Here is a 22,889-nt window from a genome sequence, read left to right on the forward strand (position 1 = left end):
ATGACCGAGCCCCTGCCCGCGATCGTGCTGATCGGCCACGGCATGGTCGGCCAGCGCTACCTGGAGGCCCTCGCCGAACGCGGCGCCACCGCCACGCACCGGATCACCGTGCTCTGCGAGGAGCCCCGGCCCGCCTACGACCGCGTACACCTCACCTCCTACTTCTCCGGCAGCACCCCCGAGGACCTGTCCCTCGTCCCGGCCGGGTTCATGGAGCGGCACGGCATCGCGCTGCGCCTCGACGACCCCGCCGAGAGCATCGACCGGGACGCGCGTACCGTCACCTCCCGCTCCGGGCACGTGTTCCCGTACGACGTCCTGGTCCTGGCGACCGGCAGCTTCCCCTTCGTGCCGCCCRTCCCCGGCAAGGACGCCCCGGGCTGCTTCGTGTACCGCACGATCGAGGACCTCCTCGCGATCGAGGAGTACGCCAAGACGCGCACCGCCGGCGCCGTCGTCGGCGGCGGCCTGCTCGGCCTGGAGGCGGCCGGGGCGCTCAAGGGCCTCGGACTGGCCACCCGCGTCGTGGAGTTCGCGCCCCGGCTGATGCCCGTCCAGGTGGACGAGGGCGGTGGCGCCGCCCTGCTGCGGACCATCGAGTCCATGGGACTGACCGTGCACACCGGCGTCGGCACCCAGGAGGTGCTGACGGGCGAGGACGGCGCGGTCACCGGCATGCGGCTCTCGGACGGCTCCACCGTCGACACCGGGCTCGTCGTCTTCTCCGCCGGGGTCCGCCCCCGCGACGGGCTCGCCCGCGACTGCGGCCTGGACGTCGGCGAACGCGGCGGGATCGCCGTCGACTCCCGCTGCCGCACCTCCGACCCGCGGGTCTACGCCATCGGCGAGTGCGCCCTGGCTTGCGACGGCCGGGTGTACGGCCTGGTCGCACCGGGCTACGAGATGGCCGAGACGGCCGCCGAGGACCTGCTCGGCCGCGAGCGGGAGTTCACCGGGGCCGACCTGTCCACCAAGCTGAAGCTGCTCGGCGTGGACGTGGCCTCCTTCGGAGACGCGCACGGCACCTCCCCCGACAGCCTGGACGTGGTCTGGTCCGACTCGCGCAGCGGCGTCTACAAGAAGCTCGTCGTCTCCCCGGACGGGGTCCTGCTCGGCGGGGTGCTGGTCGGCGACGCCGACGCGTACGGGCTGCTGCGCCCGCTCACCGGCAGCGTCCCGCCCGTCGCCCCGGAGCAGCTGGTCCTGCCCGCCGGGCTCGGCCCCGCCACCGAGCTGGGCCCGGCCGCGCTCCCGGACACCGCGGTGATCTGCTCCTGCCACAACGTCACCAAGAAGGCGATCACCGCCTGCGCGACCCTGCCCGAGGTCAAGAAGTGCACCAAGGCCGGCACGGGCTGCGGAGGCTGCCTGAAGGTGATCGGCCGGCTGCTGCCGGCCGCCGCCGACAAGGGGCTGTGCGGCTGCTTCCCGTACACCCGCGCCGAGCTCTACGAGATCGTCCGCACCCGTCGCCTCACCTCGTACCGGGAGATCCTCGACGGTCACGGCCGCGAGGAGGCCCGGGGCGGCGAGGGCTGCGAGGTGTGCAAGCCGGCCGTCGGCTCGGTCATCGCCTCCCTCGCCCCCACCCTGGGCGCGAGCGGCTACGTCCTGGACGGGGAGCAGGCAGCCCTCCAGGACACCAACGACCACTTCCTCGCGAACCTGCAGCGCAACGGCTCCTACTCGGTCGTGCCGCGCATCCCCGGCGGGGAGATCACGCCCGACAAGCTGATCGTGATCGGCGAGGTGGCCCGCGACTTCGGCCTCTACACGAAGATCACCGGCGGCCAGCGCATCGACCTCTTCGGCGCGAGCGTGGACCAGCTCCCCCGCATCTGGGCACGCTTGGTCGACGCCGGATTCGAATCCGGCCACGCCTACGGCAAGGCCCTGCGGACGGTGAAGTCCTGCGTGGGGCAGACCTGGTGCCGCTACGGGGTCCAGGACAGCGTCCGCATGGCCATCGACCTGGAGCTGCGCTACCGGGGCCTGCGCGCCCCGCACAAGCTGAAGTCGGCGGTCTCGGGCTGCACCCGCGAGTGCGCCGAGGCCCGGAGCAAGGACTTCGGGATCATCGCCACGGCGAACGGCTGGAACCTCTACGTCGGCGGCAACGGCGGGGCCGTCCCGCGCCACGCCGACCTCCTGGCGCAGGACCTGTCGGACGCCGAGCTGGTCCGGCTCATCGACCGGTTCCTGATGTTCTACATCCGCACCGCGGACCGGCTGGAGCGCACGTCGACCTGGCTGGACCGGCTGGAGGGGGGCCTGGACCACCTGCGGGACGTGATCGTGCACGACTCGCTCGGCCTGTGCGCGGAGCTGGAGGCGCTGATGGCCGACCACGTCGCGCACTACCGCGACGAGTGGGCCGAGACCCTCCGGGACCCGGAGCGGATGCGCCGGTTCGTGTCCTTCGTCAACGCTCCCGGCGCCCCCGACCCGACCGTGAAGTTCGTGCCCGAACGCGGCCAGGTCAAGCCCGACCTGGCCGTCCTGAGCGTGGGAGGTCCTGTCCGATGAGCGTGGAACTGCGGGTGGCGGAAGGCTGGCTGACGGTGTGCGAGCTGTCCTCGCTCACCCCGGGGAGGGGGGTCGCCGCCCTGTTGCCCGACGGGAGCCAGGCCGCCGTGTTCCTCGACCGCGCCGGGCGTCCGTATGCGATCGGCAACCAGGACCCCTTCACCGGCGCGCACGTCCTGTCGCGCGGGCTCCTGGGGTGGGCGGCGGGCCGGCCGTTCGTGGCCTCGCCGCTGCTCAAGCAGCGCTTCGACCTGGAGTCGGGGCGCTGCCTGGACGACGAGGAGGTGGCGGTCCGGACGTACCCGGTGCGGACCGCCGCAGCCTCGTAGCGCAGGTCAGCCCTGGACCATCGAGGGGTCCATCCACATGATCTCCCAGGTGTGGCCGTCGAGGTCGTCGAAGGCCCGGCCGTACATGACGCCGTGGTCCTGGGCGGGCCGGGGCTCGGTGGCCCCGGCCGCCAGGGCCCCGTCGACCAGCGCGTCGACCGCGGTGCGGCTCTCGGCGCTCAGGCAGAGCAGCACCTCGGAGGTGGTGGTGGCGTCGGCGATGGCCTTGTGGGTGAAGTCCTTGTAGCGGGCCTCGGTGAGGAACATCGCGACGATGCTCTCGGTGATGGGCATGGACGCGCAGTTCTCGTCGGTGAACTGCGCGTTGAAGGAGTAACCGAGCGCACTCCAGAAGGCCTTGGTCGCCTCCAGGTCCTTGACGGGCAGGTTGACGAAGATCATGGTGGCCATCTCGGTCTCTCTCTTCTCTCGTGTGGTGCTTTCGAGAGGTAGACCGTGACCCCCCGGCGAACTCATCGCTCTGCGGGAAACTTTGTCGAAATTTCTTTGCCGCGCCACGAAACCGCAGGTCAGAGCCGCGCACACCCGGTCAGGACACCACGGCGCCCCCCTTGAGGAGGGCCGCGCCCAGGGGGGTGACGGTGTGGAGGACGGCGTTGCCGTGGCGGAGGGTGGTCACCAGGCCGGCTTCGCGCATCACGCAGGCGTGCTGGCTCGCCGACGCCAGGGAGACCCCGGCCCGGCGGGCCAGTTCGCTGGTGGTGGCCCCGTCGCCGATGGCCCGCAGGACCACGGAGCGGGTGTGGCCCACCAGCTTGCCCAGGGTCCGCTGGCGCTGTTCCTCCGCGGGCCGCGCGGCCTCGCCGCCGGCCGTCGAGGAGGCCAGCTGGGCCGCGGCCGGGTAGACGAGCACGGGCGGCAGCTCCGGGTCGTGCAGGGTCACCGCCGTGCGCCGGCAGAAGAAGGAGGGCTGGAGCAGCAGCCCGCGCCCCCGCAGCCGTACGTCCCGGTCCACCGGGTACTCGCACTCCAGCACCGGGGCCCGCCAGCGCAGCATCGGCGGCAGCGAGGCGAGCAGCTCGTCCGCGCCGCCGTCCAGCAGCGCCCGGCCGCGTGCCGCCCGCTCCGCCTCGATCTGGGCCTGGATGTGGGTCCAGTACGGCTCCACGGCCGCGCGGTGGTAGCCCCGCAGCTCGCCCAGGAGCCGGGGCAGGTGTTTGGTGCCGCCGTCGATGAACTCCCGCAGGCGGGCGGGCGCAGGCGTCCCGAAGGCCGCCCCGAAGCCCGTCCCGGCGCCGGCGCCCACGAGGGACAGCTCGCGCCGCAGCCGTTCGGGCCGGAGCGCGCGCAGGGCGTCGAGGCCCACGTCCCATCCGTACTGCCCCTCGGCGGGGGTCAGGAAATCCGGGAAATAGCCGCGCGCGGGTATGAGCGCCCCCAGCAGCCTTGTTTCACCATTCAACCGGCTACGGGTTTCCGTACGCCATTCACCGAACAACCGGACATCACGCCGGTCTCTTAAGCGGTGAAAACTCAGAATCGTTTCCCACAACGCATCGGGACGTCCTGCCATCCGTACGCGTGCCAGGTCCACTCCAGTGAAATGGATACGAAGCACCGAACCCCCAGCTGTGCAACCGCAATCCCCCCGCCCTATGAGTATGCATGCCGTCACACGTGGTCACCACGCCCTTTCGGCCACAGTTGAAACCCCTTTCGGCAGGGGCGTGACAAGCGAAATCCTGTACTCCGCCAGGCACACTCCGGTGCGACCGAAACGCTCCGTGAAGGCCGTGGGGGGCTTTGCGGGGCCTGGCGGTCGGTCGCACAGGGAAGCGCCGACGTGCCTGGCAGATAGGCGCCAGGCGGTGGACGGGTGGGGATCCGTCCACCGCCTGGCGCCGTAAAGCCTTCGCTGAATATGCGGCGATACCCGGCTTCGCCGCCGCCTTCGAAATGAAGGCGCGCCTGCCCCCGGAGGTCAGGCAACCGGGGACAGGCGCGGTCAGGGGGGAGCGGCCACGGCCGCTCCCGGCGGGGCTCAGCGGCTGTCGGAGCCCTTCGCCTCGGCGGCCGCGCGGCCGGCCTCCAGGCGCGCCACCGGGATCCGGAAGGGCGAGCAGGAGACGTAGTCGAGGCCCACCTCGTGGAAGAAGTGCACCGACTCCGGGTCGCCGCCGTGCTCACCGCAGACGCCGAGCTTGAGGTCGGGGCGGGTGGCCCGGCCCTGCTCGACCGCGTGGCGCACGAGCGAGCCGACGCCGTCCTTGTCGATGGTCTCGAAGGGCGAGACCCCGAAGATGCCCTTCTCCAGGTACGCGGTGAAGAAGCTGGCCTCGACGTCGTCGCGGGAGAAGCCCCACACCGTCTGGGTCAGGTCGTTCGTGCCGAAGGAGAAGAACTGCGCGGCCTCGGCGATCTGGCCGGCGGTCAGGGCGGCGCGCGGCAGCTCGATCATCGTGCCGATCGACAGCTTGAGGCTGGTGCCGGTGGCGGCCTCGACCTCGGCGATGACCCCGTCGGCCTCGTCGCGGACGATCTCCAGCTCCTGGACGGTGCCCACGAGCGGGATCATGATCTCGACGCGCGGGTCGCCCTTGGCGTTCTTGCGCTCGGCCGCGGCCTCGGCGATCGCCCGGACCTGCATGGCGAACAGACCGGGGATGACCAGGCCGAGGCGGACGCCGCGCAGACCCAGCATCGGGTTCTGCTCGTGCAGCTTGTGCACGGCCTGGAGCAGGCGCAGGTCGTTCTCGTTGGCGTCCTTGCGGGACTCGGCGAGGGCGACGCGGACCGACAGCTCGGTGATGTCGGGCAGGAACTCGTGCAGCGGCGGGTCGAGCAGCCGGACGGTGACGGGCAGGCCGTCCATCGCCTCGAACAGCTCGGTGAAGTCCTTCTTCTGCAGCGGCAGCAGGGCCGACAGGGCGCCCTCGCGCTCCTCGTCGGTGTCCGCGAGGATCAGGCGCTCGACCATCTCGCGGCGCTCGCCGAGGAACATGTGCTCGGTGCGGCACAGGCCGATGCCCTGGGCGCCGAAGCGGCGGGCGCGCAGCGCGTCCTCGGCGTTGTCGGCGTTGGCGCGCACCCGCAGGCGGCGCACGCGGTCCGCGTAGGCCATGATCCGGTGCACGGCGGCGACCAGCTCGTCGGCGTCGTCGGCGCCGGCGTGCATGCGGCCCTCGAAGTACTCGACGACCGGGGACGGTACGACGGGTACCTCACCGAGGTAGACCTTGCCGGTGGAGCCGTCGATGGAGACGACGTCGCCCTCTTCGATGACCGTCTCGCCGACCGTCATCCGGCGGCGCTTGGTGTCGACGTCCAGCTCCTCGGCGCCGCAGACGCAGGTCTTGCCCATGCCGCGGGCGACGACGGCGGCGTGCGAGGTCTTGCCGCCGCGCGAGGTGAGGATGCCCTCGGAGGCGATCATGCCGTCGAGGTCGTCGGGGTTGGTCTCGCGGCGGATCAGGATGACCTTCTCGCCGGAACGGGACCACTTGACGGCCGTGTACGAGTCGAAGACGGCCTTGCCGACCGCCGCACCCGGGGAGGCGGCGATGCCGCGGCCCAGCAGGGTGGTCTTCGCGTCCTCGTCGAAGCGCGGGAACATCAGCTGGGCCAGCTGGTGGCCGGTGACGCGCTGCAGCGCCTCGGCCTCGTCGATCAGGCCCTGGTCCACGAGCTGGGTGGCGATGCGGAAGGCGGCGCCGGCGGTGCGCTTGCCGACACGGGTCTGGAGCATCCACAGCTGACCGCGCTCGATGGTGAACTCGATGTCGCAGAGGTCCTTGTAGTGGGTCTCCAGCTTCGTCATGATCGCCATGAGCTGGTCGTACGAGGCCTTGTCGATGGCCTCCAGGTCCGCGAGCGGAACGGTGTTGCGGATGCCCGCGACGACGTCCTCGCCCTGGGCGTTCTGGAGGTAGTCGCCGTAGACGCCCGCGTGGCCGCTGGCCGGGTCACGGGTGAAGGCGACGCCGGTGCCGGAGTCGGGGCCGAGGTTGCCGAAGACCATCGAGCAGATGTTGACCGCGGTGCCCAGGTCGCTCGGGATGCGCTCCTGGCGGCGGTAGAGCTTGGCGCGGTCGGTGTTCCAGGAGTTGAAGACGGCCTCGACGGCGAGGTCGAGCTGCTCGCGGGCGTCCTGCGGGAACTCGCGGCCGGCCTCCTTCGAGACGATCTTCTTGAAGGCCTTGACCAGCTTCTTGAGGTCGGCGGCGTCGAGGTCGGTGTCGACGGTGACCTTCTTGGCGGCCTTGGCCTCGTCGAGGGCGTCCTCGAAGAGCTCGCCCTCGACGCCGAGGACGGTCTTGCCGAACATCTGGATGAGACGGCGGTACGAGTCCCACGCGAAGCGCTCGTTGCCCGCCTGGGCGGCGAGGCCGGTGACGGACTCGTCGGAGAGGCCGATGTTGAGGACCGTGTCCATCATGCCCGGCATGGAGAACTTGGCTCCGGAGCGGACGGAGACCAGCAGCGGGTCGTCCGACTGACCGAGCTTCTTGCCCATCTTCGCTTCGAGGGCGGCGAGGTGCGCGCCGACCTCGTCGCGCAGCTCGGCCGGGGCCGAGCCGCTCTCCAGGTAGACCTTGCAGGCCTCGGTGGTGATGGTGAAGCCGGGGGGCACGGGGAGACCAAGGTTGGTCATCTCGGCGAGGTTGGCTCCCTTGCCGCCGAGAAGGTCCTTGAGGTCCCGGTTGCCCTCGGTGAAGTCGTAGACGAACTTCTGATCTTTGTTTTCCGACACGGGTCTCGACTCCTCGAGGACTCGGGTGGCTGCCCTGACGGCCAGGAACATACCCAGATCGAAGGCTTCTGGGTACGTCCACTTGGCCGTCATGCGGCTGTAACCACCCGTGCGCCACCAGATCGAAAGTAACTCACGGGTAAGGAAAACTCCCTCTCAGCGTTCACAACCCGAAGGGAGAGGGGGGCTTTGAGGCCTGATCACACTCGGATGAGCGATCATCGATACATTTGCGTTCAAGTCTTGAACGCACAAAGGGTGGCACCCAGTGCCACCCTTTGAAAGTCTTACCCGTGACTTATGTGCTCATCTGAGCGAAACCCCTCCCATGCGTGGCGTATATCACGCCGCACGGAGGGCGATTTGTCAGCCTCCGGAAGTGTCCAGCTCGGCGTCCTCGCTCACGCCGGCACAGTCGTACGGATCGTTCAACCAGCCCTCGGGCAGGACAACCCGGTTGTTTCCGGACGTCCGGCCGCGCGGACCGTCCGCGCTCTCGGGCCACGACTGATCCAGATCCAGCTCGCTCAGATGAGCGTCCAGTTCGGCCAGGGAGGACGTGACCGCCAGCTTCCCCCGCATCTCGGACCCCACCGCGAAGCCCTTGAGGTACCAGGCCACGTGCTTACGGAAGTCGATCACCCCGCGCGCCTCGTCGCCGATCCACTCCCCCAGCAGCTGCGCGTGCCTGACCATCGTGGCCGCTACCTCGCGCAGCGTGGGCTTGTGGAAGTCCTCGGGCCTGCCCTCGAAGGCCGCCACCAGGTCGTTGAACAGCCACGGCCGCCCGAGGCAGCCGCGCCCCACGACGACGCCGTCGCAGCCGGTCTCGCGGACCATGCGCAGGGCGTCCTCCGCACACCAGATGTCGCCGTTGCCGAGCACCGGGATCTCCGGGACGTGCTCCTTGAGGCGCGCGATGGCCTCCCAGTCGGCCGTCCCGCCGTAGTGCTGGGCGGTGGTGCGGCCGTGCAGGGCGATGGCGGTGACCCCCTCCTCGACGGCGATCCGGCCGGCGTCGAGGTAGGTGAGGTGTTCGTCGTTGATGCCCTTGCGCATCTTCATCGTCACGGGCAGATCGCCCGCGCCCGCGACGGCCTCGCGCAGGATCGCACGCAGCAGGTTGCGCTTGTAGGGCAGGGCCGAGCCGCCTCCCTTGCGGGTGACCTTGGGGACGGGGCAGCCGAAGTTGAGGTCGATGTGGTCGGCGCGGTCCTCTTCGACGATCATCCGGACGGCCTTGCCGACCGTCACCGGGTCCACCCCGTACAGCTGAATCGAGCGGGGCTTTTCCGTGGCGTCGAAGTGGATCAACTGCATGGTCTTGTCGTTGCGCTCGACCAGGGCGCGGGTCGTGATCATCTCGCTCACGAACAGCCCCTTGCCGCCCGAGAACTCGCGGCAGAGGGTGCGGAACGGGGCATTGGTGATGCCGGCCATCGGCGCGAGCACCACCGGGGGCTGCACGGTGTGCGGGCCGATCGCGAGCGGCGGGGGGAGCGTGGTCATCCCCCCATTGTCGCGCATGCCCTTGTTGTTAGTTAGACGTACTATCGGCGGCATGCATCACATGAGTCACCGGCGGCGCGTGCTCGTCCTGGCGATCTGCTGCATGAGCCTGCTCATCGTCAGTCTCGACAACACCGTCCTGAACGTCGCGCTCCCTTCGATGCGCCACGACCTGCACGCCTCGGTCTCGGGCATGCAGTGGACGATCGACGCATACACCCTGGTCCTCGCCTCGCTGCTGATACTGGCCGGGTCCACGGCCGACCGGATCGGGCGCCGCAAGGTCTTCGCGGCGGGGCTGGTCCTCTTCACCGCGGGCTCGGCGCTCTGCTCGCTCGCCCCCACCCTCGAATGGCTGATCGCCTTCCGGATGGTCCAGGCCGTCGGCGGGTCGATGCTCAATCCGGTCGCCATGTCGATCATCACCAACACGTTCACGGACCCGAAGGAACGCGCCCGCGCCATCGGCGTCTGGGGCGCGGTGGTGGGCATCTCCATGGCCGCCGGGCCCCTGATCGGCGGCCTGCTGGTGGATTCCGTCGGCTGGCGGTCGATCTTCTGGGTGAACCTGCCCGTCGGCCTCCTCGCCCTCGCCCTGACCCTGCGCTACCTCCCCGAGTCCCGGGCCGAGCACCCCCGCCGGTCCGATCCGGTGGGCCAGCTGCTGGTCATGGTCCTGCTCGGCGCGATGACGTACGGGATCATCGAGGGCCCGGCGGCCGGCTGGACCTCCCCGGTCATCGTCGGCTGCGCCCTGGCCGCCGTGGCCGCGCTGGTCGCGCTGATCGTCTACGAGCCCCGGCGCGCGGAGCCGCTGATCGACCCCCGGTTCTTCCGGAGCGCGCCGTTCAGCGGGGCGACGGTGATGGCGGTGAGCGCCTTCGCCGCGCTGTCCGGGTTCCTCTTCCTGAACACCCTCTACCTCCAGGACGTACGGGGGCTGGGCGCCCTCGACGCCGGGCTCTACATGCTGCCGATGGCCGTGCCGGCGTTCCTGTGCGCGCCGCTGGCCGGCCGGCTGGTCGCCACCCGGGGGCCGCGTCTCCCGCTGCTGATCGCGGGGGTGGCGATGGGGGCGAGCGGGCTGCTGTTCGCGGCGTTCTCGGCGGAGGGCTCCACCCCCCTGATGTTCGCCGGGTACGTGCTCTTCGGCATCGGCTTCGGCCTGGTCAACGCCCCGATCACCAATACGGCGATCTCCGGGATGCCGCGCGCCCAGGCGGGGGTCGCGGCCGCCGTGGCCTCCACCAGCCGGCAGACCGGCGGGGCGCTGGGCGTCGCGGTGATCGGCGCCGTGCTGGCGGCCGGGACGGCGGGCGGCGGGGACTTCGCGGCGGCCACCCGGCCCGCCTGGTGGATCATCACGGCCTGCGGGCTGCTGGTGCTGCTCGTGGGCGCGGTGACGACCGGCGCGTGGGCCGACGCCACGGCCCGGCGGACGGCCCGCGACCTCGAACCGGCCCTCAGCCCCGCGGCGGCCGCCGCTCCCCCCATGGCCTGACGGGCCACCGGTCCGCGGCGGGACCGGGCCGCTTCACACCGACGGGTGACAGATATTGAAATCTGTCACCCGTCATGTCATTGTCGTTCCATGACGACCCACGAGAACACCACCGCCACCCCCCGCACGCTCGGCGCCACGGGCCCCGCCGTCTTCCCCCTGGGGCTGGGCTGCATGGGCATGTCCGCGCTCTACGGCGAGGCCGACCGGTCCGAGTCCCTCGCGACCGTCCACGCCTTCCTGGAGGCGGCCCCCGCCGGGATGAACACGCTGCTCGACACCGGCGACTTCTACGGCATGGGCCACAACGAGCTGCTGATCAACGAAGCCCTGCGCACCGCCCCCGCGGCCGCCCGCGAGGCGGCGCTGACCAGCGTCAAGTTCGGAGCCCTGCGCACCGTCGAGGGCGGCTTCGCCGGGTACGACGGCCGGCCCGCGGCCGTGAAGAACTTCCTGGCCTACTCCCTGCAGCGGCTCGGCCGGGACCACATCGACATCTACCGGATCGCCCGCGTGGACCCGGACGTCCCGATCGAGGAAACCGTCGGGGCCATCGCCGAGGCCGTGCAGGCGGGGCACGTACGGCACATCGGCCTCTCCGAGGTCGGCGCCGACACCCTGCGCCGGGCCGCCGCCGTGGCCCCGATCTCCGATCTCCAGATCGAGTATTCCCTGATCTCCCGCGGCATCGAGGACGAGATCCTGCCGACCGCCAGAGAGCTCGGCATCGGGATCACGGCGTACGGGGTGCTCTCCCGCGGCCTGATCAGCGGCCACTTCTCCCGCGACCGCGAGCTGGCCCCGGGCGACTTCCGCGGGATGAGCCCCCGCTTCCAGGGCGAGAACCTCCAGCGCAACCTCGACCTGGTCGAGGCACTGCGCAAGGTGGCCGCGGAGAAGGGCGTGAGCGTGGCGCAGACCGCCATCGCCTGGGTGCTCGCCCAGGGTCCGCGCCACGGCGTCGACATCGTGCCGCTGGTCGGGGCCCGGCGCCGGGACCGGCTGGCCGAGGCACTCGGTGCCATGCGGGTGGAGCTGACCCCGGCGGACCTGGCCGCCATCGAAGCGGCGGTCCCGGCGGGAGCGGCGGCCGGCGATCGCTACCCGGCGGCCCAGATGGCCCACCTGGACAGCGAGCACTGAGCGGGCGGTACGGTCGTACCCATGCCCTCCGCTGCCGCCGAGCCCCTGACCCCCGAGCGCATCCTCGAAACGACCGAGGAGGTGCTGCGGCGCTTCGGCCCGGGCAAGGCGACCGTGGTGGACGTGGCGCGCGCCCTGGGCGTCAGCCACGGCAGCGTGTACCGGCACTTCCCGTCGAAGGCGGCACTGCGCGAGGCTGTCACGGACCGCTGGCTCGCCAAGAGCGTGGTCGTGCTGGAGCGCATCGCCTCGGCTCCGGCCGAGGCGGCCCCCTCCAAGCTGGAGGCGTGGCTCGAAGCGCTCTTCGAGGCCAAGCGGCAGAAGGCCGGGGCGGATCCCGAGCTGTTCGCCACCTACACCGTGCTGCTCGCCGAGAACAGCGGGGTGGTCGACGCCCACCTGACCCAGCTCATCGACCAGCTGGCGCGGATCATCGCCGAGGGCGTCGCGGCCGGCACCCTGGCCGCGCCCGATGTCCCCGCGGCCGCCCGTGCCGTGTTCGACGCCACCGGGCGCTTCCACGATCCGCAGTACGCGGCGGACTGGGTCTCGCCGACGATCGTGCCCGAGTTCGAGGCCGTCACCTCGCTCATCATCCGGGGCCTGCGCGCCTGACCTGGGAGTCCGTTGTCCGGAGCGAGGCCCATCATCCGGAATAAGACCCTCCGAACAGCTTGGCGATCATTTTGGGCCGGCCAGCTTGTACATGTCCCTGTCATTTCTTTACGGTCCCCTTACCGCACACTTCACCAGGTACGTTCCAGGGGGAACCTTGTCCACCGACGTCTCACGCCCCGCACCTCCCGCGCGCTCCGGCGCGGCCGCCGCCGTCAGCTGGATCCTGACGATCGGTCTCAACGTGATCGCGCCGATCCTCACCTACAACACGCTCACCGAGGACCACGGCTGGAGCGAATTCGCGGCGCTGCTCGTCAGTGGCGCCTGGCCGGTCCTCGACACCGCCATCGTCGTGGCCTGGCGGCGCAAGTTCGACGAATTCGCCCTGGTCACCCTCGTTTTCCTGGTGATCACGGCCGTCGTCTCGCTCGTCGGCGCCCAGTCGGCCCGGGCCCTGCTGATCAAGGACTCGGGCGTGACGGGCCTGTTCGGGCTGCTCTGCCTGGTGACCCTGGCCACGGCCCGCCCGCTGATGTTCTACTTCGGCCGCAAGTTCGCCACGGACGGCACTCCGGAAAGCACCGCCTGGTGGAACGGCCTGTGGCAGTACGAGGGCTTCCGCACCACGATGCGCCGCATGACCCTCGTCTGGGGCGTGGCCTACGTCATCGAGGCCCTGGTCCGGGTCGCCCTGGCCTTCGTCCTGAGCACCTCGACCATGGTGACGATCAGCCCGTTCATGATCTACGGGACGATGGGCGGCCTGGCGCTGTGGACGGCCCGCTACGGCAAGCGTTCCCAGGCCGAGGGCGAGCGCCGCGCCGCCGAGGCGGCCGAGGCGGCCGAAGCGACGGCCGCACGGACGGCCGTGCAGGCGGCCGGAGGAAGCCCCGCGGCCTGACCCGCCGCGCAGGAGCACACGAAAGCCGGTGGCCCGGTGCGCGGATCGCGCACCGGGCCACCGGCCTTTTCGCGTCGGGACCTAGCAGCCGAGCAGACGGCTGCCGAGGTAGCTCTGGATCTGGTCCAGGGAGACGCGCTCCTGCTTCATGGTGTCGCGCTCGCGCACGGTCACGGCGTTGTCGTCCAGGGTGTCGAAGTCGACGGTGACGCAGAACGGCGTACCGATCTCGTCCTGGCGACGGTAGCGGCGGCCGATGGCACCGGCGTCGTCGAACTCGATGTTCCAGTTCTTGCGCAGGTCGGCGGCCAGGCCCTTGGCCTTCGGCGACAGCTGCGGGTTGCGGGACAGCGGCAGGACGGCGACCTTGATGGGCGCCAGGCGCGGGTCGAGGCGCATGACGGTGCGCTTCTCCATGACGCCCTTGGCGTTGGGGGCCTCGTCCTCGTTGTACGCGTCGAGCATGAAGGCGAGCATGGCGCGGTTCACACCGGCCGCCGGCTCGATGACGTACGGCGTGTAACGCTCGCCGGCCTCCTGGTCGAAGTACGTCAGGTCCTGGCCGGAGGCGGCGGAGTGCGCCTTGAGGTCGAAGTCGGTGCGGTTGGCCACGCCCTCCAGCTCGGAGAACTCGTTGCCACCGAAGTTGAAGCGGTACTCGATGTCGGCGGTGCGCTTCGAGTAGTGGGACAGCTTCTCCTTCGGGTGCTCGTACCAGCGGATGTTCTCCTCGCGGATACCGAGGCCGCGGTACCAGTTCCACCGCTCGGCCATCCAGTACTCCTGCCACTGCTCGTCCTCGCCCGGCTTGACGAAGAACTCCATCTCCATCTGCTCGAACTCGCGCGTGCGGAAGATGAAGTTGCCCGGCGTGATCTCGTTGCGGAAGGACTTACCCATCTGCGCGATGCCGAACGGGGGCTTCTTGCGCGAAGTCGTCTGCACGTGGGCGAAGTTGGTGAAGATGCCCTGGGCGGTCTCCGGGCGCAGGTACGCCTTGGAGCCGGTGTCCTGGGTCGGGCCGAGGTGGGTCTCCAGCATGCCGGAGAACTGCTTGGGCTCGGTGAACTGACCCTTCACACCGCAGTGGGGGCAGTTGATGTCGGCAAGGCCGTTGGCGGGCGGGCGGCCGTGCTTGGCCTCGTACGCCTCTTCCAGGTGGTCGGCACGCTGACGCTTGTGGCAGGAGGTGCACTCGGTGAGCGGGTCGGAGAAGGTCGCGACGTGGCCGGAGGCCACCCACACCTCGGGGGCCAGGATCACGGAAGAGTCGAGGCCGACGACGTCCTCACGCCCGGTGACCATCGCCTTCCACCACTGGCGCTTGATGTTCTCCTTGAGCTCGACACCGAGCGGGCCGTAGTCCCAGGCAGCCCTGGAGCCGCCGTAGATGTCACTGCACGGGAAAACGAAGCCACGGCGCTTGCTCAGGCTGACGATGGTTTCGATCTTGTCGGCGGCCACGGTGCTCTCTTCATTACGAGGACGAACGGCGAAGTCTTAAGGTTACCGGCGCCCGCACCCCRCCTATCAAATCGGGGACCCCTTCTACGGACGGCGGCAGTCCGCTCACCTGGGTTTTTGACAATCGTTTCCATCTTTGATGAAAATGGATGTCATGAACGTACGACGCCTCATACCCACCGCCGCCCTCGCCGGCGCCGTCGCCCTGGCCGCGACGGCCCTCACCGCCTGCTCCGGAGCCGGCGCCCAGGCCGGTGACGACAAGGGCGGCAGACTGGGTGTGACGGCGTCGTTCTACCCGCTGCAGTTCCTCGCCGAGCAGATCGGCAAGGAGCACGTGAAGGTCACGGGCCTCACCAAGCCGGGCGTCGAACCGCACGACCTGGAGATCACCCCCCGGCAGACCTCGCAGCTGGGCGACGCCGACGTGGTCCTCTACCTCAAGACCCTCCAGCCCGCCGTGGACAAGGCCATCGAGCTGTCCGGCGTGAAGAACGTCGTCGACGCCGCCACCCTCACCAAGCTGGAGACCCACTCCGCCTCCGGGCACGAGGGCCACGACCACGCGGCCGAGGGCGAGGGCGAGGGGCACGACCACGGCGAGGCCGGCACCGACCCCCACGTGTGGCTGGACCCCGTCAAGTACGCGGAGGTCGCCCAGGGCGTCGGCGCCGCACTGGAGAAGGCCGACCCCTCCAACGCGGCCGACTACCGCAAGAACGCCGGTGAACTCGTCGCCAAGCTGGGCGCCCTGGACACCGAGTTCAAGGACGGCCTGCAGAACACGGCCACCAAGACCTTCATCACCACGCACTCCGCCTTCGGCTACCTCGCCGAGCGCTACGGCCTGGACCAGGAGGGCATCTCCGGCGTCGACCCCGAGGCCGAGCCCAGCCCGGCCCGGATGAAGGAACTCCAGGCCGTCGCGAAGAAGGACAATGTGACGACCGTGTTCTTCGAGGCCCTGGCCAGCGACAAGACGGCCAAGGCCCTCGCCCGGGACACCGGCCTCAAGACCGATGTCCTGGACCCCCTCGAAGGCATCACCGACTCGTCCCAGGGCGCCGACTACTTCGAGGTCATGCGCTCCAACCTGAAGAACCTCCAGAAGGCACTCGGGAGCAAGTAATGGCAGTAACGGAGGCGCGCACCATGCAGTCCACGCCGCAAGAGGGCCAGGACCGGACCGTCATATCCCTGCGCGGGGCCACGGCCTCGCTCGGCTCGCGCCCCGTGCTGCGCGGGGTCGACCTCACCGTGCACCGGGGCGAGGTCGTCGCCCTGCTCGGCGCCAACGGCTCGGGCAAGTCCACGGCCGTCCGCGCCGTCGTCGGCCAGGTCCCCCTGACCGCCGGCGAGCTGTCCCTCTTCGGCACCGACTTCAAGCGCTTCCGCCAGTGGTCGCGGATCGGCTACGTCCCCCAGCGCACCACCGCCGCCGGAGGCGTGCCCGCCACCGTCCGCGAGGTCGTCTCCTCCGGCCGGCTGACCCGCACCCGCTTCGGGATCCTGCGCAAGGCCGACAAGGCCGCCGTCGAGCACGCCCTGTCCCTGGTGGACATGGAGGGCCACGCCGACGCCTCGGTCAACGCCCTCTCCGGCGGCCAGCACCAGCGCGTGCTCATAGCCCGGGCGCTCGCCGCCGAACCCGAACTCCTGATCATGGACGAGCCGATGGCCGGGGTGGACCTGGGCAACCAGGAGGTCCTGGCCAAGGCCGTACGCCGCCAGGTCGAGGCCGGGACCACCGTCCTGCTGGTCCTGCACGAGCTGGGCCCCCTGGAACCCCTGATCGACCGGGCGGTCGTACTGCGCGACGGCTGCGTCACGCACGACGGCCCGCCCCCCGAGGCCGTCGGGCAGCACGCCCTGCCGGGCCACGACCACGTACACCCCCACTCGGCGCACGACGCCGAACCCCTGCGGACGGGACTGCTGAGCTGATGGGCTTCCTCAACGACCCCTTCATGGTGCGCGCGCTGATCGCCGCCGCGCTGGTCGGCGTGACGGCGCCCGCGATCGGCACGTACCTGGTCCAGCGCCGCCAGGCGATCATGGGCGACGGCCTCGGCCACGTCGCGATGACCGGTGTCGCGCTCGGCCTCGTCACCAACACCAGCCCCGTGTGGATGGCCACCCTCGTGGCGGTCGTCGGCGCCGTCGCGATGGAGATGATCCGTTCCCGCGGCAGGACCAGCGGGGACGTCGCCCTGTCGCTGCTGTTCTACGGCGGCCTGGCGGGCGGTGTGATGATCGTGAACCTCGGCGGCAGCTCCACCTCCAAGCTCCTGGGCCCCATGTTCGGCTCGATCACCGCCGTCGCACCCGAGGACGTCACCGCGATGGCGCTCCTCGCCGCCTTCGTCCTCGCCGTCGCCCTCGGCCTGCGCCGGCAGCTCTTCGCCGTCTGCCAGGACGAGGAGTTCGCCAAGGTCACCGGCCTGCCGGTGCGCCTGCTGAACCTGCTGATCGCGGTCACCGCCGCCGTCACCGTGACCGTCGCCATGCGCATCGTGGGACTGCTGCTGGTCAGCGCCATGATGGTGATCCCGGTCGCGGCCGCGCAGCGGATCACCCGGGGCTTCGCCGCCACGCTGGGGCTGGCCATCGGCATCAGCCTCACCGTTTCCCTGGTCGGCACGACCGGCACGTACTACCTCAACGCGCCGTCCGGCGCCGCGATCGTGCTGCTCGCCATCGCGGTGTTCATGGCCCTGACGGCCGTCTCGGCGCCCCTGGCCCGGCGCCGCGCGGCGTCCGCCCGCGCGGCGGAGGAGGTCTGTACGCGGGATGACGTGACAGTCTGAGAGGGACGGCCGCCTGGCACAATGGGCCGAGGCCGAAACGAGGAGGAACCGGTGGCGACTGCGCCTGGCGAGACGAATACCGCGCCAGTACGAGGACGGTCCACCCGGCAGCGGGCCGCAGTGGCGGCGGCGCTGGACGAGGTGGACGAGTTCCGCAGCGCCCAGGAGCTGCACGACATGCTCAAGCACCGCGGCGACTCCGTGGGCCTGACCACCGTGTACCGCACCCTGCAGTCCCTGGCCGACGCGGGCGAGGTCGACGTGCTGCGCACCAGCGACGGCGAGTCCGTGTACCGGCGCTGCTCCACCGGGGAACACCACCACCACCTGGTCTGCCGCAAGTGCGGCAAGGCGGTGGAGGTCGAGGGCCCCGCCGTGGAGAAGTGGGCGGACGCCATCGCGGCCGAACACGGCTACGTGAACGTGGCCCACACCGTCGAGATCTTCGGCACCTGCGCCGACTGCGCAGCCGCCGGCTGACCGGTCCCGGTCAGGATCCGGTCGAAGATCGATCGGATCCGGTCGACATCGGCCGGGTCCGAAAGGCGAGCGCTGTCGGCCGCCCCTGCCGCCCCCCTGCGCGCCCGCCGGACGGCGGGCGCGGTGACGCGGCTCCACCGCCCGGTCGGGGCCCGTCCGTGGCGGCGGAGCCCGGTGGACCGGTCAGCCCGTGGAGCCCTCGGCCTGGTTCGGGACGGCGCCGCCGAAGCGGCGGTCGCGCTGGGCGTACTCCAGGCAGGCCGCCCAGAGGTTGCGGCGGTCGAAGTCCGGCCACAGCACGTCCTGGAAGACCATCTCCGCGTACGCGCTCTGCCAGAGCAGGTAGTTGGAGGTGCGCTGCTCGCCGCTGGGACGCAGGAACAGGTCCACGTCCGGCATGTCCGGGTAGTAGATGTACTTCGCGAAGGTCTTCTCGTTGACCTTCGACGGGTCCAGCCGGCCGGCGGCCACGTCACGGGCGATCGCCTGCGCCGCGTCGGCGATCTCCGCGCGTCCGCCGTAGTTCACGCAGAAGTACAGGGTCATCGCGTCGTTGTCGACGGTCTGCTCCTGGGCAATCTGGAGCTCCTGGACGACGGACTTCCACATCTTCGGCATGCGGCCGACCCAGCGGATCCGGATGCCGAGCTCGTTCATCTCGTCGCGGCGGCGGCGGATGACGTCGCGGTTGAAGTTCATCAGGAAGCGGACCTCGTCGGGCGAGCGCTTCCAGTTCTCCGTCGAGAAGGCGTACAGGGACAGGTTCTTGACGCCCATCTCCAGGCATCCCTTGAGCACGTCGAGCACGACGCCCTCGCCCACCTTGTGACCCTCGGTGCGCGGCAGGCCGCGCTCCTTGGCCCAGCGGCCGTTGCCGTCCATGACGACGGCGACGTGGTTCGGGACCAGCTCACCGGGGATCTTCGGCGGGCGCGCACCGGACGGGTGCGGCTCGGGAACCTTGTACTCGCGGCGAGAGCGTCCCAGAATCCCGCGTCGTGCCATGTGCCCAGCTCCTATTTCTCGACGTAACGCAGGGAGCGTAGCCCGCGCTCCAGATGCCAGTGCAAATAGGCCGAGACCAGCCCGCTGCCCTCCCGCACGTGGCGCGCCTCGCAGGCGTCCGCGTGTTTCCAGTCGCCCGTCAGCAGCGCGCTGAGCAGTGCGATGGCCTCCGACGAGGGTACGACGGAGCCGGGGACGCGGCAGTCTCCGCATATGACCCCGCCCGCGGCGACGGAGAAGTGCCGGTTGGGGCCGTGGATCCCGCACTTCGCGCAGTCCTCGAAGCTGGGCGCGTAGCCGTTGACGGCGAGGGAGCGCAGCAGGAAGGCGTCGAGGATGAGGTGGGGTTCGTGTTCGCCGCGGGCGAGCGTGCGCAGGGCGCCGACCAGCAGCAGGTACTGCTGGACGGAGGGTTCGCCCTCGTTCTCGGTGAAGCGTTCGGCGGTCTCCAGCATCGCGGTGCCGGAGGTGTACCGGGCGTAGTCGCTGACGATGCCGTTGCCGTAGGGGGCGATGATCTCGGTCTGGGTGCACAGCGGCAGGCTGCGGCCGATCAGCTCGCTGCCGCGGGCGAAGAACTGCACGTCGGCGTGGGAGAAAGGTTCCAGCCCGGCGCCGAACTTGGACTTCGTACGGCGCACCCCGCGTGCGACGGCCCGTACGCGGCCGTGACCGCGGGTGAGCAGCGTGATGATGCGGTCCGCCTCACCCAGCTTCTGGGTGCGCAGCACGATGCCGTCGTCGCGGAACAGACTCATGCGCCCATTGTCACCTGTACGGGACCCCCTACGGGGACGGCGGCTTACGGCGGCGCCCCCGCCTCCGGGGAACAGCGCTCGTCCCCGCCCGGACCGCGGTCCGGGCGGGGACGGCACCCCTTGGGAGGATCAGGGGGAGGGGGTTTCGGCTCCGTGGGCCTTCTCGGCCCCGGCCGGGGCCGCCACCGGCTGGGCGGGCAGCTCGACCGGCGGGTCGGCCGGCTCGGCCTGCTCGGCGACCGGCTCGGCAGCCTGCTCGGCGACCGGCTCGCCGGCGGGATCGGCGGCGGGATCGGCCTGCGGCGCGGACCGGGCGTCGTCCTCGGCCAGACCGTTGAAGACCAGGTTGAGGAGGATCGCGGCCGTGGCACCGAGGGTGACACCGCTGTTGAGGAGCGAGGAGACGTCCGGGCTGACGTGCTTGTCGAAGTAGGCCGGAACCGTGGCGGGGAAGAGCGCGAAGGCCAGCGAGACGCCGACGATCAGGGCGTTCTTCTCCTCCTTCAGGTCCACCTTGGCGAGGGTCTGGATACCGGCCAGAGCGACCATGCCGAACATCACGGTGGCGGCGCCGCCGAGGACGCCCGGCGGGACGGAGGCGACGATCGCGGCGGCCTTGGGGATCAGGCCGAGCACGATCATGAAGACGCCGGCGGCCACGACCACGAAGCGGCTCTTGACCTTGGTCATCCGCACCAGGCCGACGTTCTCGGCGAAGGCCACGTACGGGAAGGAGTTCAGGATGCCGCCGAGGGCGGTGGCGGCGCCGTCCGCGCGCAGGGCGCGGGCCACGGTCTCGCTGTCGATCTCCTTGCCGACGATGTCGCCGACGGCGTACGTGTCACCGGTGGTCTCGACCATGGTGATCAGCATGACGATCAGCATGAGGAGGATCGGGAACCATTCGAACTTCGGGGCCCCGAAGTGGAAGGGGGTCGTGACGCCGATCCAGTCGGACTGGCCGACGTTGCCGAACTTCGCGTCGCCGAGCAGGAAGGCCGCCACCGTACCGCCGACCAGGCCGAGCAGGATGCCTATGCTGCGCAGGAACGGTCCGCCGAACTTCATCAGGACGAGGATGAAGAGCATGGTGCCGCCGGCGTAGGCCAGCTGCGTCGGGACGCCGCCGTCGGCGATCGTCGGGGCGCCGCCGGCCGCGTCCTTGAGGCCGACCGGGATCAGGACGATGCCGAGGACCGTGATGACCGTGCCGGTGACCACCGGCGGGAAGAGCCTCATGACGGCGCGGAACGCCTTGGCGGGCAGCCAGGCGAAGGCGAAGGTGGCCAGACCGGCCGTGATGACCGCGCCGTAGATGACCAGCAGGGCCGCGGTCCCGCCGCCGGCGCCGAGACCGATGGCGATCATCGGCGAGACCGCCGTGAAGGTCACGCCCTGGATCAGCGGGAGCCGCGCGCCGACCCGGCCGATGCCCCAGGCCTGGATGATCGAGGCGATGCCGCAGGTGAAGAGGTCCGCGTTGATCAGGTAGACGAGCTGTTCCGGGCTCAGCTTGAGTGCGCTGCCGACGATGATCGGGACGATCACCGCACCGGCGTAGAAGGCGAGTACGTGCTGGAAGCCGTACAGCGCGAGCTTGGGGAGGGGGAGCACCTCGTCGACCGGGTGCGAGCTCTGCTCTCCGCTGGCGGAAAGCCGGGCGGCGACACGTGCCATCTCTGCCTTGCCCTTCAATGAGGTAGGTGATGGAGAGGAAGCTGGTTGTCCCTGGTCGGAGTGGGTCGCTAACCCGTTGGTCCGCCGGGGTCTTCAGGGGGAACACGGAGATCGAAGCCCCGCTGTGTTTCCGGCGGTGTCTCGTCGTGTGACCGGAATTGAACGCCTGTGGGCGCGCTCACAGATATCGTCGACTTCCACAAAGTGTTGACCTCCAGGGACATCCGATCTGGAGGTTCCGCCAGTGGCGCGAGCACGGCGAGGGAGGGTATGGCTCCGGGCCCCGAAAACTCCCGCTCCGGCTGTGCGGGCGGCGAAGCGCCATGGCTCTGACGTGCCCGGACGTCCCGCGTGTAGCTCCGACCCGGCAATGGGAGCGCATGTTTTCAGCCGTCCGCATGCTGGATGGCCGGATGAGGAGAGGGCACTTCCACCCCGTCGCACGGATCCCGTGGGGCCCCCGGTTCACCGCCATGAGGCCGGATCGTTACCTCGTTCCGGGCCGCCGGGGCCCGTCGCGGTCCCCTGACCGGGGCCCCGGGACGCGCCGGGGCCCGGCGGGTGGCTGCCCCGCCGGGCCCCGATCCGCCCGCGCGCGTCGCCTACGGCGCCCGCACCGCCGACAGCAGCCGGGCCACCTCCTGCGCGTCCATGCGCAGCGCGGCACCGACGGTGGCCAGCACCTCGCGCTCGGCGGGAATGTACGGGCCGTCCGCGAGGGCGATCCGGGCACCCTGGAGCAGGATCGATTCGCGGCCCGGTCCGGCCAGGTGCGGGGCCAGCGGTTCCAGCGCCTCGYGGAGCTCTATCGACAGGGCGGCCCCGCAGCACTCGGGCCCGTCGTAGAGCCCGAGCCGGCCCTCGTCGGTGGCCAGGGCCTCCACCATGGACTCCAGCTGCTCCTCCGTGCAGTCCTGGAACCCGGCGGCCCGTACGGCCGTCACGGCGGCCTCCAGCGCGCTGCGCGAGGAGGTGCCGCCGGCCGCCAGCACGGCGAGGGCCACCGTGTGCGCGGCGTCGCGCAGCAGCGCGGAGAAGCGGGTGGTGGTGAGGTGGTCGAGCACCTCGGTGCCGAAGCGGTCCCGGCAGGCCTGGCACTCGACGACGGGGCCCGCGTCCCCGCGCGGCAGCAGCGGCACGCCGAGCACGGTGAAGCGGCGGCGCCCGGTGCGCCGGCGGTAGTTGCGGTCACCGCCGCAGCCGGGGCAGAAGAACTCCCCGTCGCCCACGGTGCTCCAGGTGGTACGGATGCCCCAGGCCGTCAGCTTCCGGCCGTCCCCACCCCGAACTGGCAGCACGTCGCACCTCCGTCACCTTCCGGCAACATCGCCGGGTTGGCGTGATGTTAGCCACATCGGTGAGGATGCGTCAGCCGTGTGACAAGACAACATCGGGCGGGGGCGCGCAGTTGGCCGAGTTGCGCCCCCGCCGCCGTGTGCGCCCCCCGGGCCCTTCCCGCA

At 70.7% G+C, this 22,889-nt stretch carries 19 protein-coding genes; 10 read left to right on the top strand and 9 right to left on the bottom strand.

Translation table 11 applies throughout. The annotated features are described in order from the left end of the window. Positions 1–2,526 (top strand): nitrite reductase large subunit NirB, encoded by a 2,526-nt coding sequence (gene nirB, locus AB4039_RS02450; RefSeq protein ID WP_442269873.1) that lies wholly within the window; start codon positions 1–3, stop codon positions 2,524–2,526. Next, the gene (gene nirD, locus AB4039_RS02455) at positions 2,523–2,855 is read left to right on the top strand and encodes a nitrite reductase small subunit NirD (RefSeq protein ID WP_266838905.1); all 333 of its coding nucleotides are present in this window, start codon (positions 2,523–2,525) and stop codon (positions 2,853–2,855) included. The genes nirB and nirD overlap by 4 nt, the downstream gene beginning before the upstream one ends. Positions 2,856–2,861: 6 nt before the next feature. Here the strand turns inward: nirD and AB4039_RS02460 are convergent, their stop codons facing one another. The 4 genes from AB4039_RS02460 to dusB all read right to left on the bottom strand — a co-directional run bounded on the left by AB4039_RS02460 (position 2,862) and on the right by dusB (position 9,093). After that, positions 2,862–3,266, bottom strand: coding sequence for a VOC family protein (locus tag AB4039_RS02460; RefSeq protein ID WP_266838906.1), 405 nt, complete (start codon positions 3,264–3,266; stop codon positions 2,862–2,864). A 139-nt stretch (positions 3,267–3,405) separates the two neighbouring features. After that, positions 3,406–4,434 (bottom strand): winged helix-turn-helix domain-containing protein, encoded by a 1,029-nt coding sequence (locus tag AB4039_RS02465; RefSeq protein ID WP_266838907.1) that lies wholly within the window; start codon positions 4,432–4,434, stop codon positions 3,406–3,408. Between the two features lie 423 nt (positions 4,435–4,857). After that, the gene (gene ppdK, locus AB4039_RS02470) at positions 4,858–7,566 is read right to left on the bottom strand and encodes a pyruvate, phosphate dikinase (RefSeq protein WP_266838908.1); all 2,709 of its coding nucleotides are present in this window, start codon (positions 7,564–7,566) and stop codon (positions 4,858–4,860) included. Positions 7,567–7,932: 366 nt separating this feature from the next. Then, the gene (dusB, locus tag AB4039_RS02475) at positions 7,933–9,093 is read right to left on the bottom strand and encodes a tRNA dihydrouridine synthase DusB (protein WP_266838909.1); all 1,161 of its coding nucleotides are present in this window, start codon (positions 9,091–9,093) and stop codon (positions 7,933–7,935) included. A 34-nt stretch (positions 9,094–9,127) separates the two neighbouring features. On the opposite strand from dusB, the gene AB4039_RS02480 reads away from it, so the two are divergent. From AB4039_RS02480 to AB4039_RS02495, 4 genes are all read left to right on the top strand, one after another. After that, on the top strand, positions 9,128–10,576 hold the full coding sequence (locus tag AB4039_RS02480; protein ID WP_442269874.1) for an MFS transporter: 1,449 nt from the start codon (positions 9,128–9,130) through the stop codon (positions 10,574–10,576). A 90-nt stretch (positions 10,577–10,666) separates the two neighbouring features. Then, positions 10,667–11,719 carry an aldo/keto reductase gene (locus AB4039_RS02485; protein WP_442269875.1) on the top strand — a complete coding sequence of 351 codons (1,053 nt, stop codon included), beginning with the start codon at positions 10,667–10,669 and terminating at the stop codon, positions 11,717–11,719. A 21-nt stretch (positions 11,720–11,740) separates the two neighbouring features. After that, positions 11,741–12,334, top strand: coding sequence for a TetR family transcriptional regulator (locus AB4039_RS02490; protein WP_266838912.1), 594 nt, complete (start codon positions 11,741–11,743; stop codon positions 12,332–12,334). 157 nt (positions 12,335–12,491) lie between these two features. Then, entirely contained in the window at positions 12,492–13,238 is a 747-nt protein-coding gene (locus AB4039_RS02495; protein WP_442269876.1) for a VC0807 family protein, read from the top strand. A gap of 81 nt (positions 13,239–13,319) precedes the next feature. Here the strand turns inward: AB4039_RS02495 and AB4039_RS02500 are convergent, their stop codons facing one another. After that, positions 13,320–14,702, bottom strand: a complete 1,383-nt coding sequence (locus AB4039_RS02500) for a glycine--tRNA ligase (RefSeq protein ID WP_266838914.1) — start codon at positions 14,700–14,702, stop codon at positions 13,320–13,322. Between the two features lie 154 nt (positions 14,703–14,856). Between AB4039_RS02500 and AB4039_RS02505 the strand changes: the two genes are divergently transcribed. From AB4039_RS02505 to AB4039_RS02520, 4 genes are read left to right on the top strand one after another with little or no spacing between them, the layout of a single operon-like run. After that, entirely contained in the window at positions 14,857–15,831 is a 975-nt protein-coding gene (locus AB4039_RS02505) for a metal ABC transporter substrate-binding protein (protein ID WP_442269877.1), read from the top strand. Then, positions 15,831–16,646, top strand: a complete 816-nt coding sequence (locus tag AB4039_RS02510; RefSeq protein WP_266838916.1) for a metal ABC transporter ATP-binding protein — start codon at positions 15,831–15,833, stop codon at positions 16,644–16,646. Before AB4039_RS02505 ends, AB4039_RS02510 begins: the two co-directional genes overlap by 1 nt. Further along, a complete protein-coding gene (locus AB4039_RS02515; protein WP_266838917.1) occupies positions 16,646–17,509 on the top strand; it encodes a metal ABC transporter permease in 864 nt (287 codons plus the stop codon). Before AB4039_RS02510 ends, AB4039_RS02515 begins: the two co-directional genes overlap by 1 nt. 51 nt (positions 17,510–17,560) lie before the next feature. Continuing rightward, entirely contained in the window at positions 17,561–17,989 is a 429-nt protein-coding gene (locus tag AB4039_RS02520) for a Fur family transcriptional regulator (protein WP_266838918.1), read from the top strand. A gap of 183 nt (positions 17,990–18,172) precedes the next feature. Here AB4039_RS02520 and AB4039_RS02525 read toward each other — a convergent pair whose 3' ends face one another. The 4 genes from AB4039_RS02525 to AB4039_RS02540 form a co-directional block, all read right to left on the bottom strand. Next, positions 18,173–18,994 (bottom strand): isoprenyl transferase, encoded by an 822-nt coding sequence (locus AB4039_RS02525; RefSeq protein WP_266838919.1) that lies wholly within the window; start codon positions 18,992–18,994, stop codon positions 18,173–18,175. 11 nt (positions 18,995–19,005) lie between these two features. After that, positions 19,006–19,752, bottom strand: coding sequence for a DNA repair protein RecO (gene recO / locus AB4039_RS02530; protein WP_266838920.1), 747 nt, complete (start codon positions 19,750–19,752; stop codon positions 19,006–19,008). Positions 19,753–19,881: 129 nt separating this feature from the next. After that, on the bottom strand, positions 19,882–21,429 hold the full coding sequence (locus AB4039_RS02535; protein ID WP_442269878.1) for a solute carrier family 23 protein: 1,548 nt from the start codon (positions 21,427–21,429) through the stop codon (positions 19,882–19,884). Between the two features lie 602 nt (positions 21,430–22,031). Further along, positions 22,032–22,727 (bottom strand): TerB family tellurite resistance protein, encoded by a 696-nt coding sequence (locus AB4039_RS02540; RefSeq protein WP_442269879.1) that lies wholly within the window; start codon positions 22,725–22,727, stop codon positions 22,032–22,034. Between the last annotated feature and the right edge of the window lie 162 nt (positions 22,728–22,889).

This window comes from Streptomyces sp. M-16 (genome assembly GCF_052114405.1).
GTDB lineage: Bacteria > Actinomycetota > Actinomycetes > Streptomycetales > Streptomycetaceae > Streptomyces.

What these genes read in the sequence shown, in the direction of transcription:
- AB4039_RS02525 (WP_266838919.1), bottom strand. Translation starts at nt 18,994, where the DNA reads ATGGCACGACGCGGGATTCTGGGACGCTCTCGCCGCGAGTACAAGGTT.
- AB4039_RS02490 (WP_266838912.1), top strand. Translation starts at nt 11,741, where the DNA reads ATGCCCTCCGCTGCCGCCGAGCCCCTGACCCCCGAGCGCATCCTCGAA.
- dusB (WP_266838909.1), bottom strand. Translation starts at nt 9,093, where the DNA reads ATGCGCGACAATGGGGGGATGACCACGCTCCCCCCGCCGCTCGCGATC.
- AB4039_RS02535 (WP_442269878.1), bottom strand. Translation starts at nt 21,429, where the DNA reads ATGGCACGTGTCGCCGCCCGGCTTTCCGCCAGCGGAGAGCAGAGCTCG.
- AB4039_RS02460 (WP_266838906.1), bottom strand. Translation starts at nt 3,266, where the DNA reads ATGGCCACCATGATCTTCGTCAACCTGCCCGTCAAGGACCTGGAGGCG.
- nirD (WP_266838905.1), top strand. Translation starts at nt 2,523, where the DNA reads ATGAGCGTGGAACTGCGGGTGGCGGAAGGCTGGCTGACGGTGTGCGAG.
- AB4039_RS02480 (WP_442269874.1), top strand. Translation starts at nt 9,128, where the DNA reads ATGCATCACATGAGTCACCGGCGGCGCGTGCTCGTCCTGGCGATCTGC.
- AB4039_RS02515 (WP_266838917.1), top strand. Translation starts at nt 16,646, where the DNA reads ATGGGCTTCCTCAACGACCCCTTCATGGTGCGCGCGCTGATCGCCGCC.
- recO (WP_266838920.1), bottom strand. Translation starts at nt 19,752, where the DNA reads ATGAGTCTGTTCCGCGACGACGGCATCGTGCTGCGCACCCAGAAGCTG.
- AB4039_RS02485 (WP_442269875.1), top strand. Translation starts at nt 10,667, where the DNA reads ATGACGACCCACGAGAACACCACCGCCACCCCCCGCACGCTCGGCGCC.
- AB4039_RS02505 (WP_442269877.1), top strand. Translation starts at nt 14,857, where the DNA reads ATGAACGTACGACGCCTCATACCCACCGCCGCCCTCGCCGGCGCCGTC.
- AB4039_RS02510 (WP_266838916.1), top strand. Translation starts at nt 15,831, where the DNA reads ATGGCAGTAACGGAGGCGCGCACCATGCAGTCCACGCCGCAAGAGGGC.